At 71.7% G+C, this 12,491-nt stretch carries 10 protein-coding genes and 2 pseudogenes; 4 read left to right on the forward strand and 8 right to left on the reverse strand.

The features are described from left to right. Positions 1-13: 13 nt before the first annotated feature. Positions 14-1,773: pseudogene (locus tag ACFQ2D_RS12910) on the forward strand (ABC transporter transmembrane domain-containing protein); the annotation flags it as partial. Here ACFQ2D_RS12910 and ACFQ2D_RS12915 read toward each other — a convergent pair. Next, entirely contained in the window at positions 1,763-2,614 is an 852-nt protein-coding gene (locus tag ACFQ2D_RS12915) for a helix-turn-helix domain-containing protein (protein ID WP_280942107.1), read from the reverse strand. The pseudogene ACFQ2D_RS12910 and the gene ACFQ2D_RS12915 overlap by 11 nt on opposite strands. A 132-nt stretch (positions 2,615-2,746) precedes the next feature. Here ACFQ2D_RS12915 and ACFQ2D_RS12920 point away from each other — a divergent pair, with 132 nt between their 5' ends. Continuing rightward, on the forward strand, positions 2,747-3,511 hold the full coding sequence (locus tag ACFQ2D_RS12920; protein ID WP_280942106.1) for an isocitrate lyase/PEP mutase family protein: 765 nt from the start codon (positions 2,747-2,749) through the stop codon (positions 3,509-3,511). A 37-nt stretch (positions 3,512-3,548) separates the two neighbouring features. Here the strand turns inward: ACFQ2D_RS12920 and ACFQ2D_RS12925 are convergent. Further along, positions 3,549-4,367 (reverse strand): annotated as a pseudogene (locus ACFQ2D_RS12925) (cupin domain-containing protein); the annotation flags it as partial. A 116-nt stretch (positions 4,368-4,483) separates the two neighbouring features. Here ACFQ2D_RS12925 and ACFQ2D_RS12930 point away from each other — a divergent pair. Both ACFQ2D_RS12930 and ACFQ2D_RS12935 read left to right on the forward strand, forming a co-directional pair. After that, positions 4,484-4,912, forward strand: coding sequence for an organic hydroperoxide resistance protein (locus ACFQ2D_RS12930; RefSeq protein ID WP_280942105.1), 429 nt, complete (start codon positions 4,484-4,486; stop codon positions 4,910-4,912). 46 nt (positions 4,913-4,958) lie between these two features. Next, on the forward strand, positions 4,959-5,906 hold the full coding sequence (locus ACFQ2D_RS12935; protein WP_280942104.1) for an alpha/beta fold hydrolase: 948 nt from the start codon (positions 4,959-4,961) through the stop codon (positions 5,904-5,906). 614 nt (positions 5,907-6,520) lie between these two features. On the opposite strand, the gene ACFQ2D_RS12940 is transcribed toward ACFQ2D_RS12935, so the two are convergent. From ACFQ2D_RS12940 to nagZ, 6 genes are all read right to left on the reverse strand, one after another. Next, positions 6,521-8,137, reverse strand: coding sequence for an acyl-CoA dehydrogenase family protein (locus ACFQ2D_RS12940; protein WP_280942103.1), 1,617 nt, complete (start codon positions 8,135-8,137; stop codon positions 6,521-6,523). Then, positions 8,094-9,383, reverse strand: coding sequence for an FAD-dependent oxidoreductase (locus ACFQ2D_RS12945; RefSeq protein WP_280942102.1), 1,290 nt, complete (start codon positions 9,381-9,383; stop codon positions 8,094-8,096). Before ACFQ2D_RS12945 ends, ACFQ2D_RS12940 begins: the two co-directional genes overlap by 44 nt. Before the next feature lie 369 nt (positions 9,384-9,752). Further along, on the reverse strand, positions 9,753-9,959 hold the full coding sequence (locus tag ACFQ2D_RS12950) for a cold-shock protein (RefSeq protein ID WP_146386873.1): 207 nt from the start codon (positions 9,957-9,959) through the stop codon (positions 9,753-9,755). 97 nt (positions 9,960-10,056) lie between these two features. Next, positions 10,057-10,815, reverse strand: coding sequence for an S-methyl-5'-thioinosine phosphorylase (locus ACFQ2D_RS12955; RefSeq protein ID WP_280942101.1), 759 nt, complete (start codon positions 10,813-10,815; stop codon positions 10,057-10,059). A gap of 44 nt (positions 10,816-10,859) precedes the next feature. Then, the gene (locus tag ACFQ2D_RS12960; protein ID WP_280942100.1) at positions 10,860-11,420 is read right to left on the reverse strand and encodes a hypoxanthine-guanine phosphoribosyltransferase; all 561 of its coding nucleotides are present in this window, start codon (positions 11,418-11,420) and stop codon (positions 10,860-10,862) included. Then, entirely contained in the window at positions 11,417-12,424 is a 1,008-nt protein-coding gene (gene nagZ, locus ACFQ2D_RS12965; RefSeq protein ID WP_280942099.1) for a beta-N-acetylhexosaminidase, read from the reverse strand. The genes ACFQ2D_RS12960 and nagZ overlap by 4 nt, the downstream gene beginning before the upstream one ends. Positions 12,425-12,491: the final 67 nt, after the last annotated feature.

Below are 12,491 nucleotides of genomic sequence, written 5' to 3' on the forward strand. Positions count from 1 at the left end.
CGGCGCACCGGCGCCCGCGACCCCGCGCCCGGCGCCGGCAAGGCCCCGATCGGCTCGCTGCGCACGCTCTGGCCCTTCGTCATGCGCCAGAAGCGGCTGTTCGCCGCCTGGCTGGTGGCGCTGGCCGCCTCCTCCACCGCCACCCTGGCGCTGCCGGTGGCGGTGCGCCACGTGATCGACCAGGGCTTCAGCAGCGGCAGCAACATCGACGCCACCTTCGCCATGGTGCTGCTGGTGGCGCTGGCGCTGGCCTTCGCCACCGCCGCGCGCTTCTTCTTCGTCTCGCTGCTGGGCGAACGCGTGGTCGCCGACCTGCGCAACCGCCTGTACGCGCACCTGGTGGGCCTGGACCAGGACTTCTTCGAACGCAGCCGCAGCGGTGAACTGGTCTCGCGCCTGAGCGCGGACACCGAACTGCTGCGCAGCGTGATCGGCTCGACCATGTCGGTGGCCCTGCGCAGCGTGGTCACCGTGCTGGGCAGCGTGGTGATGCTGGTGGTCACCGCGCCGAAGCTGGCGGGCTGGGCCCTTGTGGGCATCCCGCTGTTCGTGCTGCCGCTGGTGCTCGGCGGGCGCCGGCTGCAGAAGATCTCGCGCCAGGCGCAGGACCGCGTGGCCGACGCCAACTCGCTGGCCGCCGAGTCGCTGGGCGCGATCCGCACCGTGCAGTCGCACGCGCGCGAGGACTACGAGCGCGAACGCTTCGCCGGCGCGGTGGCGCTGTCGGTGGACACCGCGCGGCGCCGCATCGGCGTGCAGTCGCTGGTCACCGCGGTGGCGATCTCGCTGATCTTCGGCGCGATCATCCTGGTGCTGTGGTCGGGCGCGCACGACGTGATCCGCGGCGAGATGACCGCCGGCACGCTGGGCCAGTTCGTGCTGTACGCGCTGCTGGGTGCCGGCTCGGTGGGCGCGCTGGCGGAAGTGTGGAACGAACTGCAGCGCGCGGCCGGCGGCATGGGCCGGATCAGCGAGCTGCTGGGCGAACGCAGCGGCATCACGGTCGCGGCGCAGCCGGCGGCGCTGCCGCAACCGCTGCGCGGCGCGCTGCGACTGGAGGGCGTGACGTTCCACTATCCCTCGCGGCCCGAAGCACCGGCGCTGCACGACTTCGACCTCGAGGTGGCGCCGGGCGAGACCGTCGCCCTGGTCGGCCCCTCCGGCGCGGGCAAGAGCACGATCCTGGCCATGCTGCTGCGCTTCCACGACCCGCAGTCGGGCACGGTGCGCGTCGACGGCATCGACGTGGCCACCCTGGACCCGATGGCGCTGCGCGAGGCGATGGCGCTGGTGCCGCAGCACCCGACGATCTTCGCCGCCAGCGCGCGGGAGAACATCCGCTACGGCCGCCTCGGCGCCAGCGACGCCGAGGTCGAGGCCGCCGCGCGCGCCGCCGAGGCGCACGAGTTCATCGCCGCCCTGCCCCACGGCTACGACGAACAGCTGGGCGAGCGCGGCGCGCGCCTGTCGGGCGGCCAGCAGCAGCGCATCGCCATCGCCCGCGCCCTGCTGCGCGACGCGCCGATCCTGCTGCTCGACGAGGCCACCTCGGCGCTCGACGCGCAGAGCGAGCGCGCGGTGCAGACCGCGCTGGAGCACCTGATGGAAGGCCGCACCACGCTGGTGATCGCGCACCGGCTGGCGACCATCCTCAAGGCCGACCGCATCGTGGTGATGGACCAGGGCCGCATCGTCGCCCAGGGTACGCACGGGCAGCTGCTCGCCCAGGGCGGGCTCTACGCCGAGCTGGCGCGGCTGCAGTTCATCGACTGACGCCGGGCGCGTCCGCGCCGGCGGCCAGCGCGCGGCAGTGGGCCACGGTGGCATCGTCCATCGGGAAGCAGCACTCGATGTGCAGTTCGTCCAGCGTGATGTCGCGTGGCATGGCGAAGGTGGTGATCGTCGAGAAGAAGCGCAGCTCGACGCCATCCCGGCGCAGCACGGTCGTCAGCAACGGCGACGGCGGCGCCGAGATATCGCGCAATCGCCAGCGCGCGGGCACGCCTGGATAGGCCAGCATCTGGTCGAGCAGCTCGCGCGCGCCGCGGTCGCCGGGCACGGCCGCGACCTGCTCGTGCAGGTGCCGGATCAGTTCGCCCGCCACCTCCTCCCAGTTGACGATTGCCGCGCGCAGGTCGGCCGGGTCGAAGAACTGGCGCAGGATATTGGCGTGCGCGCTGTCGCGCCCGCCGAGCATCAACCGGTTGACCCGCGCGGCGGCGTCGTTGGCGCGCAGCACGTCCCAGCGGCGGTTGATCAGGAAGGCCGGGTACGGCGACTGCTGCGCCAGTATCGCGTCGATGGCCTGGTCGATGCGCGCCAGTACCGGGGCCCCGAGCGCGGTCTCGGGAAACTGCGGCGCGAAACCCGCGTCGAGCAGTAGCGCGTTGCGTTCGCGCAGCGGCATCTCCAGCGCGTCGGCCAGCCGCCCCAGCAATTCGCGCCCCGGCCGCGACTTGCCGGTTTCGATGCAGCTCAGGTGGCGCGCGGAGGTGTCGGCGGCCAGCGCCAGCTCGAGCTGGCTCAGGTGCCGCGCACTGCGCCACGCGCGCAGTCGCGCGCCGACCGGCGCCGGAGCGAGGTCGCTGCTCTGCCGCTGATGGGCACCGTCCATGCCGCGAGGATACGGCCGCGTGCCACCCCGCTGCCATGACCCCGGGGTCATGCCGGCATGACCTGCGCGTCATTGCTGGCGGCATGCCCTGCGCGCAGCCTGCGCAGCACCCATACGGCCAGGAGCCACGCCATGCATCCGCGCACCCCGCTCGCCCGTCGCCTGCACGCCCTGCACCAAGGCCCGCGGCCGCTGCTGCTGTTCAACGCCTGGGACGCCGGCAGCGCGAGGACCATCGCGGGCTGCGGGGTCGAGGCACTGGCCACCAGCAGCTGGTCGGTGGCCGCGGCGCACGGCCTGCGCGATGGCGAGCAGCTGCCGCTGGAGGCCACCCTGGAGACGGTCGCGCGGATCGCCACGGTCAGCGACCTGCCGCTGACCGTGGACCTGGAACGCGGCTACGACGATCCGGCCGACACCGTCGCGCGCGCCATCGACGCCGGCGCGGTCGGCGGCAACCTCGAGGACGGACTGGTGTCGGGCGTACGTTCGCCGGATGAACAGGCGGCGCGACTCGTCCAGGCACGCGCCGCAGCCGATGCGGCCGGCCTGCCGTTCTTCATCAACGCCCGCACCGACCTGTTCCTGCAGCGCCCCGCCGAGACGCACAACGCCGCCCTGGTCGACGACACGCTGACGCGTGCGCAGGCCTATGCCGCGGCGGGCGCCAGCGGCTTGTTCGTACCGGGGCTGGTCGACCCGGCGCTGATCGAGCGCGTCGTGCACCGCTCGCCGCTGCCGGTCAACATCATGTGGGTGCCCGGCTGTCCCGCGTTCGATGCGCTGGCCCGGCTCGGCGTTGCGCGCGTAAGCCACGGACCCGGGCCTTACCTGGCCGCGATGCAGGCGTTGACTGCGGCATGCCTCGAGGCGCGGGGCGCAGCTGCGGCGACGTAACGTCGCCGCTCGATGCCCACGCGGCTTCGTCGCGATCGCGCAGTTCCCTGCGCCATTCGCGCGGCGAGCGCCCGGTCTGTGCCTTGAACGCGCGCGAGAGCGCCGCCTCGCTGCCGTAACCCACGTCCGCCGCCACCGCCTTGAGCGGCCGCCCGCGGCGCAGCGCCTGCTGCGCCAGGCCGATGCGCCATTCCTGCAGGTACTGTCCCGGCGTGGTCCCGACGGTATCGCGGAAGGCCGCGGCGAACACGCTGCGCGACATTCCGGCCGCGTTCGCCAGGGCGTCGAGCGTCCACTCGCGCGCGGGGGCGTCGTGCATCGCCGCCAGCGCGCCGCGCAGGCGCGGATGCGCGAGTCCGGACAACATCCCGGCGCGCAGGCCGTCGCGCTCCATCAGCTGGCGCAGCACCTGGATCATCACCACCTCGAACAGCCGTTCCACCAGCGCCATGCGGCCGCAGCGCTGTTCGAACGCCTCCTCGAACAGCAGGCCCAGGACCGGCGCCGCGCCCGCGACCTCGTCCAGCGGCAGGCACACCAGCGGCGGCAGCGAGGCGGCGATCGGATTGCCCGCTCCGCCCTCGAATGACAGGTGCGCGCAGACCATGTCGGCCCCGCGTTCGGGATCGGTGACGAAGCGGTGCGCGAGCGGCCGCGCGAACAGCAGCAGGCTGGGGCGCTCGACCTGCAGCGCCTCGCGCCCGTACTGCACCTCGACCGCGCCATCGCGCACAAGGTGCAGCTGCCCGCGCCCGGAAGGATCCTCGACCGCATTGATCCCGCACAGCGGCCCGGCGTTGAACACGTGGGCGCTGACCGGGAAGTGCGCCATCAGGGCGGCGAGCCGGTCGGCCATCGCAGGACTCCTGGACAAGTTTCCAGGACTCTACATCACCAGGCGCCGCGTCCGGGACCGCACAGTACGTCTCACCGGCGCAGCCTGCCCGGCCCATCCACCACAGGAGCGACACCATGGCCATCGACCGAATCCTTTACGCCGCCACCGCCACCGCCACCGGTGGACGCGATGGAAGCGCCCGTTCCGACGACGGCGCGCTCGACGTGCAGCTGTCCACCCCGCGCGAACTCGGCGGCGCCGGCGGCCCCGGCACCAATCCCGAACAGCTGTTCGCGGCGGGCTACTCGGCCTGCTTCCTGGGCGCGCTGAAGTTCGTCGCCGCGCGCGAGAAGGTGAAGCTGCCGGCGTCCACCAGCGTCACCGGCAAGGTCGGCATCGGCCAGATCCCCACGGGCTTCGGCATCGAGGCCGCGCTCACCGTCTCGGCCCCCGGCATCGAGCGCGACACGCTGCAGTCGCTGGTGGAGCAGGCGCACATCGTCTGCCCCTATTCCAACGCGACCCGCGGAAACATCGACGTGACGCTGTCGATCGCCGACTGACGCCACCCCACCCCCACTTCCCCCACTCCCCACAGACAGGAATCCCATGAACGCCATCACCCGCACCCTCGCGACCGGCATCCTCGCCGCCGCCAGCGCCGCTACTGCCGCAACGCCCTCGCCCACGAGTCTGGAAGCCGCCGCCCGTGCCGCCACCGTCGAAGGCGACCACGTCGTCACCGCCGACGGCGTGCGCCTGTACTTCAAGGACTGGGGCCCGAAGGACGGCCCGGTCGTCACCCTCAGCCACGGCTGGCCGCTGAACTCGGACAGCTGGGAATCGCAGATGCTGTTCCTGGCCTCCAACGGCTACCGCGTGGTCGCCCACGACCGCCGCGGCCATGGCCGCTCCAGCCAGCCATGGGACGGCAACGACATGGACCACTACGCCGACGACCTGGCGGCGGTGATCACCGCGCTCGACCTGCGCGACGCCACCGTGGTGGGCTTTTCCACCGGCGGCGGCGAGATCGCCCGCTACATCGGCCGCCACGGCACCGGCCGGGTGAAGAAGGCGGTGCTGGTGGGCGCGGTCACGCCCTTCATGCTGCGCACCGACGACAACCCGGGTGGCGCGCCGATCGAGCTGTTCGACGGTTTCCGCAAGGCCGCGCAGGAGAACCGCGCGCAGCAGTACCTGGACATCGCCTCGGGCCCGTTCTTCGGCTTCAACCGTCCCGGCGCCGCCCGGAACGAGGGCCTGGTCCAGACCTTCTACCTGCAGGGCATGCAGGCCGGACACCGCAATACCTACGAATCAATCGCCGCGTTCTCGGCGACCGACTTCCGCGGCGACCTGGCGAAGTTCGACGTGCCGACCCTGGTGATCCACGGCGCCGACGACCAGATCGTGCCGCCGGAGCTGTCGGCGCGGCTGGTACCGAAGTACGTGCCGCACGCCGAGGTGATCCTGTATCCGGGCGCGCCGCATGGGATCACGGATACGCACAAGGACCGGCTCAACCAGGATCTGCTGGACTTCGTTTCGAAGTGAGTCGCGAGGAACGCCGGTCGTGGGGAAACCCGCGGCCGGCGTTTTCTTCTTTGGATGTGATGCGTGCTCTCAGGATCGCGGATGCGGAGCGTCCCCCCCTCCCAACCTCCCCCCGCAAGCGAGGGGAGGGGCGGAGCCCCGGGGCGTCGAGTGGAACGCGATGACCGGGCCCCATGCATGCCCAGTCCACGGGTACCTGCATGGATTCACCGGAGGTGCTGGCGTGGAGCTCACCCGGAGTCGCCTCCCCTGGCCGGCGGCTTCGCAGCAGAACAAGGAGGCGGCGTGCGCGTGGCGCGCACAGAGGGGACATCTACTGCGAAGGCTCGCCGGCCACGGCGCTCTCTTCACCTCCCGCGCGACCGGCTAACGCAACCTCGATCTTCCACTCGATCTCCTGTTCGATTTCTGCTCAACCTGCCAAGGAGCCACTCGCACAAGCTGCCGCTCGAGCTCCAGCAGGCTCCGCGTGTGCGCCACCCGTGCGCCACTCTTGCACCGCTCGAGCCTCGCCAAGCTCCCGTGCAGCCCACGGACATGCCGCCCAATCTGGGGCGCCGAATGACCGCGTCGCCTGGGTCACGGCAACCTGTTCGCACCGCCGATAGAGCCGATCAGGCACCACTGGCCCGCTCAAGCACCCCGTCGAAACCGGTTGAGGGGTCCAGCGCGCCATACACGCCCGCCGTACCACCGAGGCGGCTGCGGCAGAACTTGCTGGCGATGGGGCTTCCCGCCTCCAGCAGCACCGCCGCCTGCAGCTGCACCGCCATCGCCGCAACCAGCCGGCGGGCGCCCGCCTCTTCGGGCATCGCCAGCGCCTCGCGCAGGCGATCGAGTCCGGCATCGAAATCCGCATCGCGTCCCGACGCCGCCTCCAGCCGCGACAGCAGCGCCGCAGCCGCGGCGGGCTCGCGCGACAGCGCACGCAGCACGTCCAGGCACTGGATGTTGCCGCTGCCTTCCCAGATCGAGTTCAGCGGCGCCTGCCGGTACAGCCGCGGCAGCAGCGATTCCTCCACGTAGCCGGCCCCGCCCAGGCACTCCTGCGCCTCGTTGGCGAAGGCCGGCGCCCGCTTGCAGATCCAGAACTTGCCGATCGCGGTCGCGATCCGCGCGAAGGCGGCCTCGGCCGGATCGCGCGGCGCCGCATCCACCGCGCGCGCCACCCGCATCGACAGCGCCAGCGCCGCCTCCGCCTCGATCGCGAGGTCGGCCAGCACGTTGCGCATCAGCGGCTGCTCCAGCAGCGCCCGACCGAATGCCTTGCGATGCCGGCAATGGTGCAGTGCCTGCGCCAGCGCCATGCGCATCAGCCCCGCCGAACCCAGCATGCAGTCCAGGCGGGTGAGCATCACCATCTGCAGGATGGTCGCCACCCCGCGCCCCTCGTCGCCGACGCGCCACGCGCGTGCGGCATCGAACTCGATCTCGGACGAGGCGTTGCTCCAGTCGCCGAGCTTGTCCTTGAGCCGCATCAGCCGGAAGCCGTTGAGCGCACCGTCCGGCAGCCGGCGCGGCATCAGGAAGCAGGTCAGCCCGCCGGGCGCCTGCGCCAGCACCAGGAAACCGTCGCTCATCGGTGCCGAGAAGAACCACTTGTGTCCGCGCAGCAGGTAGTCGCCGCCGGACTGCGGCGTGGCCGTGGTGGCGTTGGCGCGCACGTCGCTGCCGCCCTGCTTCTCGGTCATGCCCATGCCGAGCGTGACGCCGTGCTTGTCGGCGATCGGCAAGTCGCTCGGATCGTAGCGGCAGGCCGCCACCTTCTCGCTCCATTCGCGCAGCGACGGCTCGCGTGCCAGCACCGGCACCGCCGCATGGGTCATGGTCAGCGGACAGCTGCTGCCGGGCTCGGCCTGGTAGTGCAGGTAGGACAGCGCCGCGCGCGCGACGTGCGCACCCGGCTCCGGTCGCGCCCAGGACAGCCCGGCAACGCCGCCGCCGATCGCCACTCCCATGATGCGGTGGTAGTTTGGATGGAACTCGACGGTGTCGATCCGCCGGCCGAAGCGGTCGTGCGTGCGCAGCCGCGGCCGGTCGCGATGCGCATCGCCCGACAGCGCGAGCAGCTCCCCACCCGCGAGCGCCCCGTAGGCCGCGACCAGATCGGCGAAACCGGCGCCGCCTTCCCGCTGCAGCGCCTCGCGCAGCGCCAGGTCGTCCCGCCACAGGTCCCGCGCCGCGAACTCAGGCGGCTGGTTCTCCACGGCATGGGTGGCTGCTGCGCTCATCCTGTCCTCCTTCCGGGTGGCGGCCGGCAGCCAGCGCATCGACGAAGCCCGCGTCGAGCGCGATCCGGCCGAACAGACCCTGCTGGGTCCCGCTCAACACCCGCAGCATATGCGTCCTGGCCAACGGCAACCGCCCCGCCGGGCGCAGTGCAAGATCGCGCAGGCGCGCCACCGTGTCGAGGTCGGACTGGAACATCGGCGTCAGCCAGCGGCTCCAGCGCTGGTAGATGCCGACATGGCGACGTCGCTCGCGCTGCAGCGCGTGCAGGGCATCGTGGACGTCGCCGTGGATGCGCAGGGCCGTTGCCAGCGCCATCGCGTCGAGCAGGGCCATGTTCACGCCCTGCCCCAGCTGCGGACTCATCGCATGCGCCGCATCGCCGATCAGCACCGCGTGGCCGCGATGCCACGGCGCCACCACGCTGTCGCGGTAGCTGGCGCGCGCCAGCCGGGACGGCTCGCACACGTCGCGCAGCAGCGGCGCGGCCTCGGGCCACAGCGACGCCACCTCGGCCTTCCACGCCTCCATGCCACCCGCTTGCCAGGCATCGAACGTGGTGGTCGGCAGGCTCCAGAAGAAACTCAGTCGCGCCGTGGCATCGCCCGGCCGCGTCCCGACCGGCAGCAGGCCGACCATGCGCCGCGCCGCCACGTAGCGCTGGCGCAGTTCGCGCAGGTGCGGCCAGCCGCTCGCGGGCACCAAGCACCACAGCGCGCCCCAGGGATACGGCCTGTCCAGCCGCACGCGTCCGACTTCCCGGCGCAGCAGCGAGGCCGAGCCGTCCGCCACCACCACCACGTCGTAGGGGCCGTGGCGCCTGCCGGCGGCATCGACCAGCACCCGCCCCGCGTCTTCCAGCCCGGTGATCGCCACGCCGGCGCGCACGTCGCGTCGACCGTCGAACGCGTCGGACAGGATCGAGAACAGCGCGCCCCGCTGCAGGCCGATGCCCACCAGGCGCGGATCCAGGCCGTCGTAGCGCATGTCCATCACCGCGCGCCCGCAAGGCGTATCGCCGAACAGGCGCTCGACCACCGCGCCATGCACCAGCACCTGCGGCAGCAGGCCCATCCGCCACAGCACCTGCAGCCCGCTGGGCTGCAGCAGGAAGCCCGCGCCCACCGGCCCGGGTTCCGGCACCCGCTCGAACACCTCCACGCGATGGCCGTCGCGCTCGAGCAGCACTGCAGCGCATTGCCCCGCACTGCCGTAGCCGACGATGGCGATGCGCCGTTTCAACCGCATCCCCCGATGCGACGGAAAAAGTTGTGTCCGCCAACCATCTTGAAACTGCGCAATCCCGATCCCCCTTCGATCGCGCCGCACGTCAGCGCCGCATCCTGTGCAATTCCGATGTGCCGACGCCCGGCGCTTGTCCTGTTCGCGACCCACCGGGAGCCGGCAGCGTCGTGGCCGCCGGGCCTGCGCGGCGGAATCAAGGGGGAGGCATCCGCGGAGCAGGCCCGACGGCCGCGACGCGATCGACCCGCGGACACGCCAGCGGGCCACGCCCGAGTGCTACCACCCTTGGGTCAACCGTCTCGGAAAGCACGCGGAAACCGCAGAAAAAAGCCCCGCCGGAGCGGGGCTTCAAGATCTCATTGCCGACGGCCCTCAGGCGACCGGCTGCACCCCTGCCGCCTGCGCACCCTTCGGACCCTGGGTGACTTCGTACTGGACACGCTGGCCTTCCTGGAGACTGCGAAAGCCCTTCGAATCGATCGCCGAGTAGTGCACGAAGACATCGGCGCTGCCGTCTTCCGGCGCGATGAATCCGAATCCCTTGGCGTCGTTGAACCACTTCACTGTGCCGTATTGCATGACTCGTCAAACCTCGTGATGGCTGGTGGCGCCCGCCCGGACGCTGGCTGGCCCGGTCGCGCCAGCCGAGTATGCAAAGCAAGACGCAGTGTTGCAATCACCGCCCCGACAGGGCCGCGACCAGCGCCGGGATGCCCGCCGAGGCGGCGTCCACGTTGGCGAGCACGTCCTCGAGGGTGATCACCTCGTCCGGATCCGGGCCTGCGCCCGCGGCCCAGTTGGCGACGATCGCCAGGCAGGCGTATTCCAGTCCCAGCTCGCGCGCAAGTCCCGCTTCCGGCATCCCGGTCATGCCGACCAGGTCGCAGCCGTCGCGGCGCATGCGCGCGATCTCGGCCTTCGTCTCCAGCCGCGGCCCTTGCGTTGCGCCGTAGCAGCCGCCGTCGACCAGCGCGACGCCGGCGGTACGCGCCGCCTCCAGCACCTGCGCGCGCAGCGCGGGGGTGTAGGGATCGCCGAAGTCCACGTGCAGCACCTCGGTGCCCGGCTCCTCGCACAGCGTGGAGATCCGCCCCCAGGTGTAGTCGATCAGCTGGTCGGGACAGGCGAGCACGCGCGGGCCGAAACGCTCGCCGATGCCGCCGACGGTATTGAGCGCCAGGACCCGCCTGGCGCCCAGCATCTGCAGCGCAGCCAGGTTGGCGCGGTAGTTGATCCGGTGCGGCGGGACCGAGTGCCCCTCGCCATGGCGGGCCAGGAAGGCCACGCGGCGACCGGCCAGCGTGCCGACGCGGACCGGCCCGGACGGCGTACCGTAGCGCGTGACCGGCTGGTGGGCTTCGACGTCCTGCAGCCCGGCCAGCGCGTACAGGCCGGTGCCGCCGACGACGGCGAGTTCGATGGAATCGGGAGTCATGCGGATCGCGGAATGGGGCGCGGGCCCGAAGGATACCGCGCCGGTCATTCCCCGATGGCGTAGATGCCCGGCAGGTTGCGGCCCTGCTCGTGGAAATCCATGCCGTAGCCGAACACGTAGCGGTCCGGCACTTCCACCCCCACGTAGTCGGCGCAGATCCCGTCCACGCAGCGGTCATGCTGCTTGACCGCGAGCACCGCGACGCGCACGTCGGTCGCGCCCTGGTCCTCGCACCAGTACTTCACCGCCTTGAGGGTATGGCCTTCGTCCAGGATGTCGTCGACCAGCAGTACGCGGCGACCGCGCATCGGCGTGGCCGGCCGATGCAGCCAGGCGAGGCCCGAACCGGTGGTGTTGCCGCGGTAGCGGGTGGCGTGCAGGTAGTCGAACTCCAGGTCCAGCCCACGCTCGCCGAGCGCGAACGCAAGCTGCGCGGCGAACGGCAAGCCGCCGTGCATCACCGTCAGGAACAGCGGCGGCTGCGCGTCGTCGGCGTAGTCGGGGCCGATCGTCTCGGCCATCTCCTCGACCGCCTCCTCGAGCTCGTCGCGATCGAACAGCAACTCGGCGCTGTCGAGGATTTCGGAAAGCTTCGGCACGTTCATGCGGTCGATCCCAGCTGCGCGGCCAGCTGCGCCTGTGCGCCACTGTAGCGCGCATCGGCCAGCAGGCCATCCCAGCCCAGGCCGCCACGGCCGAGCAGGCCCACCAGCGCCATGGTGTTGAGGCTGCGGTGCCGCACCGCCGCCAGCGATTCCTCCACCAGCTCCGGATGGCAGACCAGGACCACGTCGCAGCCGGCGTCCAGGTGCGCATCGACGCGCGCCTTGATGCCGCCGGCGGAGAACGCCGCCGCCATGCCGATGTCGTCGGAGAACACGACGCCGCGGAAGCCCATCTCCCCGCGCAGGATCTCGTTGATCCAGCGCGGCGAATAGCCGGCCGGTTCCGGCGCCACCTGCGGATAGACCACGTGCGCCAGCATCACCGCGTCGGCGCCGGCCTCGATGCCGGCGACGAAGGGCACCAGGTCGTGCGCGCGGATGGCCTCGAGCGGGCGGTCGTCGACCGCGTTGTCGAAGTGCGTGTCCTCGCGCACCGTGCCGTGCCCGGGGAAATGCTTGAGCGTGGCCGCCATCCCGGCCGAGTGCATGCCGCGCACGTAGGCGCGGGTGAACTCGGCCACCACCTGCGGATCCTCGGAAAAGGCGCGGTTGCCGATGGCGAGGTTGCCGTGGCCGACATCGACCACCGGCGCGAAGCTCAGGTCGACGCCGGTGGCGCGGATCTCGCTGGCCATCAGCCAGGCGTGTTCTCCGGCGAGCGCCAGCGCCGCGGCCGGATCCCGCGCGTACAGCGGCCCGAAACCCTGCAGGGGCGGCAGCGCGCTGTAGCCGTCCTGGAAGCGCTGCACGCGGCCGCCCTCCTGGTCGACGCAGATCAGCAGCGGCCGGGCGGTGGACTCGCGGATCGCCGCGCACAGTTCCATCACCTGGGCGCGCGAGCTGAAGTTGCGCTTGAACAGGATCACGCCGGCGCAGGCGTCGTCCTGCAGCCAGTCGCGCTCCTGCGCACTGAGTTCCATGCCGGCAACGCCGATCACGAGCATCCGCGGGTCTCCTTCACGTGCGCGGCCGCGCACCCGGGCATTGTCGCAGATGGCCGCGCGGCGGACG

It is taken from the genome of Luteimonas composti (assembly GCF_042678665.1).
Lineage (GTDB): Bacteria > Pseudomonadota > Gammaproteobacteria > Xanthomonadales > Xanthomonadaceae > Luteimonas > Luteimonas composti.